The sequence below is a fragment of the Microbacterium sp. genome, from assembly GCF_031988965.1.
Classification (GTDB): domain Bacteria; phylum Actinomycetota; class Actinomycetes; order Actinomycetales; family Microbacteriaceae; genus Microbacterium.
This window is the reverse complement of record NZ_DALZXX010000059.1, coordinates 1-5985: the sequence shown is the minus strand read 5'-3', so window position 1 is coordinate 5985 and position 5985 is coordinate 1. Positions and strand designations below refer to the sequence as shown.

The window sequence follows — 5985 nt, the reverse complement described above, 5'->3', positions numbered from 1 at the left end:
AGCTCGACCGACTCGACCCGCCCCCGCTCGACGACCGCGACCTCGCGGTGGCGCTCGAGGCGCGCGCGGGCGACGTGCTCGCGGCATCCGACTGCTCGGTGACCGTGCGCTCGATCGACAGACCCGACCTCGCCGCGCTGTACGTCGCCGACCCCGAGGTGCTGCGCCGCATCGACCGCGGACGCACCAAGGGCATCACCGGAGCGCTCTGGGGCGGGGTGCTCGACCGCATCGACAGCACCCTCTCCGCCGCGCGCGACGACGATCTGACCGCGCGTCTGTGCCTCAACTGGTCGAACCGGGTCGTCCGTGCGCTCGTGCGCGTGCAGGACGATGCCGTGTTCGCTCGGACCGTGCAGCTGCTCTACATCCAGGCGCTGCTCGCGGGCCACCACCCGCTCTCCGATGCCGACCGCGCCCTGATGACCACGGCGCTCACCGACCTCGTCTCGCTCTCGGCCGGCATCGAAGGGGACGCGATCCCCTTCGGCGACGCGCTCTGACCCCCGGAAAGGGAAACGATCATGGCCCGCCCGAAGAAGCGCTTCCAGCAGCTCGTCGAAGAGATCGACCGCACCCCGTGGGGTCCCGCCGAGCAGGCGCTCGTGGCGGAGGCCGTCGCTCTGGCCGTCGAGATCGGCGATGAGCAGCTCGAGTATCAGGCACGGATGCGCCAGACGGCGTCGGCGAACATGAACGGCGCCACCGATGTGATGCTGAACTCGTTCGCGTGGTGCCTCGCCCGCCACGACGCCGACCCGCAGCGCTTCCCCGCCGACCTCGACTACGGCGGGGCCGACCTCATGTGGCAGTTCAAGTGGATGGCCTCTGCGCTGCGCTCGTCGCCGGCCTTCTCGGTCGAGCAGATCGCGGCGGTGCTCGACGACATGGAGTCGCACTACCGCGCGGCGGGACTCGGGCTGAGCGGAGTGCTCACGGCCCGGTTCGAGGATGCCTGGGACGCCGGACGCCTCGAGGACGCCGAATCGCTGCGCGTGCGCCTCGAGGCCACCCCGCGCGACGAGCACAGCCACTGCGACGCGTGCGGGCGCAGCCAGTTCGCGGGCTTCTTCGCGGAGACGGATCGCGACGGCGAGGCGATCCGCCTCGTCGAGGAGATGCTCGAGGGCGGCTTCTCGTGCGGCGAGGAGCCCGAGCACGCCCTCTCGCGCGTGCTGCTCCCCTACCTGCGCGCGGGCCGTGTCGACGAGGCGAAGAGCGCGCACCTGCGCAGCTACCGTCTCGCGAAGGACAACCCCGACAACCTGCGCATCGTCGCGAACAACATCGTTTTCGCCGCCGTGACCGGCAACGAGGCCAGGGCGCTCTCGCTAGTCGAGCGCCACATCGCATGGCTCGCACACGACGGGCTGAACGTCGACGCCCACTTCGCCGCCCTCGCCGCCTTCGCCTTCGCGCTCGATCGGGTCGCCGATGCGGGTCACGGCGACACCCCGGTACGCGGCGCGGAGTCTCCGGCACTGGCGCCATTCTTCGGGAAGCATGACGGATCGTGGACGGCGACCGAGCTCGCGGCCGCCGCATGGGCCACGGCCGAACGCATCGGCGCCGACTTCGATCACCGCGACGGCACCGACGGTCATGCCCTCAGCCTCGCCCGCATCCGCGCACTCGCGGGTGAGCACTACGACGTGCCGATCCGGTCGGACGCCTTCATCACCACGGCCGACGCCGCGACCCCGACCGACGCCGATGCGTGGTTCGACCGGGTCATGGACCTGGCGCAGTTCGGCGCCGAGCACGAGACCCTGCAGGCGCTCCCCCACGCTCTCGCCGTCGAAGACCCCGCGAAGCTCGCACAGCTGATGTCGATGCGCCTCGGCATCCTGATCGCGCTCGATCGCGCCGAAGAGGCCCTCGAACTGCTTCCCGCCCGTATCGACGCGCTCAGGGCCGCAGGGAAGCACGAGCAGGCCGACCTCGAACAGCGCCTGGGGCTCGCGACCTTCGGGCTGAACACCCCCGAGGCCGCCGCCGCCCTCGAAGACGAGCTGCAGGCGTCGGATGCGCTGCCGGCGTGGTCGCGTGGTGACCTCGCGATCAGTCGTGCTTCGCTGCACATGCACGCCGAAGAGCCGGATGCCGCACTCGACCTCGCCGAGCTCGCCGCTCGCGCGTTCGCCGAGGCCGAGGACTCCCGTCTCGCGAACACCACGACGCTCGTCGCGATCGCGGCCGTGCTGCAGAAGGGCGACATCGAGGCGGCATCCGCCCTGCTCGACCGTCTGCTCGCACAGGACGATCTCAGCGTCGGACACCGCGCACAGGCGCTGCAGACCCGCGCACGCGTGCGCGGCGGCACCGAGGCGTTCACCGACGGCGCCGCGGATGCCGACGAGGCCTGCCGCCTGCTCGCCGGACTCGGTGCGACGAAGGCACTGGCCTCTGCGCATCTGCTCGCCGGCGCGCTGTGGGAGGACGCCGGAGACCCAGAGAAGGCCGTCACCCGCTATCGCGTGACGTCACGGCTCGTCGCACAGGAGGGCGGGGACCTGACCGGAGCGGACTTCCGGCTGGCTCGCGCCATGCTCGCGGCCGGTGACGCCCACGAGGCGGCCGAGCTGTTCGGCCAGGTGCTCGAGCGCGAGGAGCAGGCAGAGGTCTCCGCCGCATCGCGCGGCATGACGGCATCGCTGCTGGCCCGCGCTCTCGCCTCGGCCGGGGAGTTCGGACAGGCCGTCGGTGCGTTCGGATACGCCGCCGAGCTGTTCGGCGAGGCTGAGGAGCACGCCGACCACGCCGTCGCGCTGACCGAGAGGGCCAGGATCCTCGCCCGGTTCGACGAGAACGACGATGCGATCGAGTCGCTCGAAGCGGCATCCGACATCGCCCGCAAGGCTCCCGAGGCCGTGGGCGCGCTCGTCGACGTGCTGCACAATCTGGGTCAGGCGTACGGCGCACGCCAGGACGAGCGAGCCTTCGCCCTCTTCGACGAGGTCGCCGCGCTCGCGCAGGAGCATGAGGCCGGATGGCTGCTCGCGGATGTCACCGACTCACGCGGTCGCGCCTTCGCCGAGTTCGGACGCACGGACGAGGCCGTCGCCGCGGCACTCACCGCAGCCGACGGCTTCGCGGCGCTGGGAGATGCGGGGTCGGCGGGAGGCTCGGAGCTGTTCGCCGCGCGTCTGCTCGCCGGCAGTGAGCGTGCCGGCGATGCCGTTCCGATCTACCGTTCGGCGATCGAGCACGCCGAGGCCCACCCGCCGCTGCGACAGGTGTCGGCGCTCGAGCTGGGTGACGTGCTCGAGGGCCTCGGCCGTCACGTCGAGGCCGCCGAGGTGCGGGCGCTGCTCGACAGCTGAGTCAGCGCGGTCGAGACCACCCGGTCGCGCGACACGTTTCGTCTCGCTGCTGCGCTGCTCGCTCAACGACCGGACAGGGCCCGCCCCCGCTGCGCTGCTCGCTCAACGACCGTCAGCGGCTCAGAGGAGCTGACGCCAGTTGGCGCGCGCGAGGTCGAGCAGCTCGTCGCCCTTGCCCGACATGACCGTGCGGATCGCGTACAGGGCGAAGCCCTTGACCTGAGCGGCCTCGATCGCCGGCGGCATCGACAGCTCCTGCCGCTCGGTGACGACGTCGAGCAGGGCGGGGCCGTCGTGCTCGAGCACCTCGCGCACGGCATCCGGCAGGTCTTCACTGTTCTCGACCCGTCGGGCGAAGATGCCCATGGCCTCGGCGATCGCCGCGAAGCTCGGGTTGTCCAGCGAGGTGCCGTAGTTCACGAATCCCGCTGCCTTCATCTCGAGCTCGACGAAGTTCAGCGATGAGTTGTTCACCACGATCGTCTTCACGGGCAGCCCGTTCTGCGTGAGGGTCAGCAGCTCGCCCAGCATCATCGCCAGCCCGCCGTCGCCCGCGAGGGCCACGACCTGACGATCGGGATGCGACACCTGAGCGCCGATCCCGTGCAGCAGCGCGTTCGCCATCGATCCGTGCGTGAACGACCCGATCAGGCGTCGGTTCTCGGTCATCGACAGGTAGCGCGCCGCCCACACCGTGGGCGACCCCACATCGGCGGTGAAGATCGCGTCATCCGCCGCCTGCTCGTTCAGCAGCCGGGCGAGGTACTGCGGGTGGATCGGGCGGCCCGCCTTGGTCGGGGTCGCGAGGTCGTCGAGCTTCGCGCGCGTCTTGCGGTAGTGCGCGGTCGAGTCGTCGAGGTGGTCGCGGTCGCTCTTCTCGGCGAGGCGCGGCAGCAGGGCGGCGGCCGTCGCCCCGACGTCTCCGACGAGACCGAGGTCGAGCGGATGCCGCTTGCCCAACTGCGAGCCGCGGATGTCGACCTGGATCGTCGTGGCGTGCTCGGGGTAGAACTGCTCGTACGGGAAGTCGCTGCCGAGCACCAGCAGCGTGTCGGCCGCCTCCATGGCCCGGTAGCCCGAGGCGAACCCGAGAAGCCCGGTCATGCCGACGTCGAACGGGTTGTCGTACTCGATGAACTCCTTGCCCCGCAGGGCGTGCACGATCGGCGCACCGAGCCGGTCGGCCAGGGCGATGACCTCGTCGTGCGAGCCTTCGACTCCCGCGCCCGCGAGGATCGTGGTCTTCTTCGAGGCGTTCAGCAGGGTCGCCGCACGCTCGAGCTCATCGCCACTCGGCACGATCACCGGGCGGGCGCGCTCGATGACCACGGCGCGGTCGTCGGCGATCTCGGCGAGAGCGACGTCACCGGGGATCACGAGCACCGCGACGCCGCGCTGCTCGATGGCCGCGCGCATCGCGATCTCGAGCAGACGCGGCATCTGCTTGGGGTCGGCGACGTATTCGACGTAGACGCTGCACTCGCGGAAGAGCTCCTGCGGGTGGGTCTCCTGGAAATACCCCGTGCCGATCTCGGTGGTGGGGATGTGCGCCGCGATCGCGAGCACGGGCACGCGCGAGCGGTTCGCGTCGTAGAGGCCGTTGATCAGGTGCAGGTTGCCGGGTCCGCACGAGCCGGCGACGACTGCGAGGTCGCCGGTCAGCGAGGCATCCGCCGCCGCCGCGAACGCAGCCGATTCCTCATGCCGCACATGCACCCATCGGATGCTCCCGTCTTTGCGGAGTGCGTCGGTGAATCCGTTGAGGGAGTCACCTGGAAGGCCGTAGACACGGTCGATCCCGTTGGCGCGGAGGGTCTTGACGATGTTCGCTGCGACGGTTGCCATGCTTCCAACCTACGCCCGGGCTCCGGGGTCGGGATCGACACCGCGAGCGCAGTATTACGGTTTTCCGCACCTGGGAGGACGGGCAGCCGCAGTGACGGCATCCACGCGTCTGCGTAGCGTCGAGAGCATGGCGGCCTCTGACAACCTGAACGTGTTCGCAGACTGGGCCATCGGCCTGATGGAAGCGCTCGGCAGCATCGGCGCCGGCGTCGCCGTCGCGATCGAGAACCTGTTCCCGCCGATCCCGAGCGAGGTCGTGCTCCCGCTCGCGGGCTTCACCGCGAGCCAGGGCACGATCGTGCTGTGGGAGGTTCTCGTCTGGACCACGGTCGGCTCGGTCGTGGGCGCGCTCGCGCTCTACGGACTCGGCGCCTGGCTCGGCCCCGTGCGTCTGCGCCGCATCGTCGATCGGATGCCGCTGATGAAGGTCAGCGACGTCGACCGCACCGAGGAGTGGTTCGCCCGGCACGGCATGAAGGCGGTGTTCTTCGGGCGGATGATCCCGATCTTCCGGAGCCTGATCTCGATCCCCGCCGGGGTCCAGCGGATGCCGCTCGCGACGTTCACCCTGCTCACCGCGGCCGGCAGTGCGATATGGAACACCGTGTTCGTCATGGCCGGCTTCCTGCTCGGCGAGCAGTGGCATCGCATCGAGCAGTACGCCGACGGTCTGCAGGTGCTCGTGATCGGCGCGGTGATCGTGGCCGTGTCGCTGTTCGTGGTGGCGCGGGTTCGGCAGCGCGTGAAAGGCACCGACGTCGAGGACTCGCGGGGCACGAACCCCGAACCGGCGCAGGACATCGAGCCCGACGACCTG

Annotated in this window: 3 protein-coding genes and 1 pseudogene; 3 read left to right on the top strand and 1 reads right to left on the bottom strand. The window is 70.4% G+C overall.

The window, feature by feature from the left end; genetic code table 11:
* Nucleotides 1-503: pseudogene (locus tag RTM68_RS10985) on the top strand (HSP90 family protein); the annotation flags it as partial.
* A gap of 21 nt (nt 504-524) precedes the next feature.
* Nucleotides 525-3323 carry a hypothetical protein gene (locus tag RTM68_RS10980; RefSeq protein WP_312170767.1) on the top strand — a complete coding sequence of 933 codons (2799 nt, stop codon included), beginning with the start codon at nt 525-527 and terminating at the stop codon, nt 3321-3323.
* A gap of 120 nt (nt 3324-3443) precedes the next feature.
* On the opposite strand, the gene poxB is transcribed toward RTM68_RS10980, so the two are convergent.
* On the bottom strand, nt 3444-5168 hold the full coding sequence (gene poxB, locus RTM68_RS10975; RefSeq protein ID WP_312170766.1) for a ubiquinone-dependent pyruvate dehydrogenase: 1725 nt from the start codon (nt 5166-5168) through the stop codon (nt 3444-3446).
* A gap of 127 nt (nt 5169-5295) precedes the next feature.
* Here poxB and RTM68_RS10970 point away from each other — a divergent pair.
* Nucleotides 5296-5985, top strand: a 690-nt coding sequence (locus RTM68_RS10970) for a DedA family protein (RefSeq protein ID WP_312170765.1), incomplete at its 3' end; no start/stop codon positions are given.

Bases quoted from the DNA above. Each gene is read 5' to 3' on its own strand.
- RTM68_RS10980 (WP_312170767.1), top strand. From the start codon at position 525: ATGGCCCGCCCGAAGAAGCGCTTCCAGCAGCTCGTCGAAGAGATCGAC.
- poxB (WP_312170766.1), bottom strand. From the start codon at position 5,168: ATGGCAACCGTCGCAGCGAACATCGTCAAGACCCTCCGCGCCAACGGG.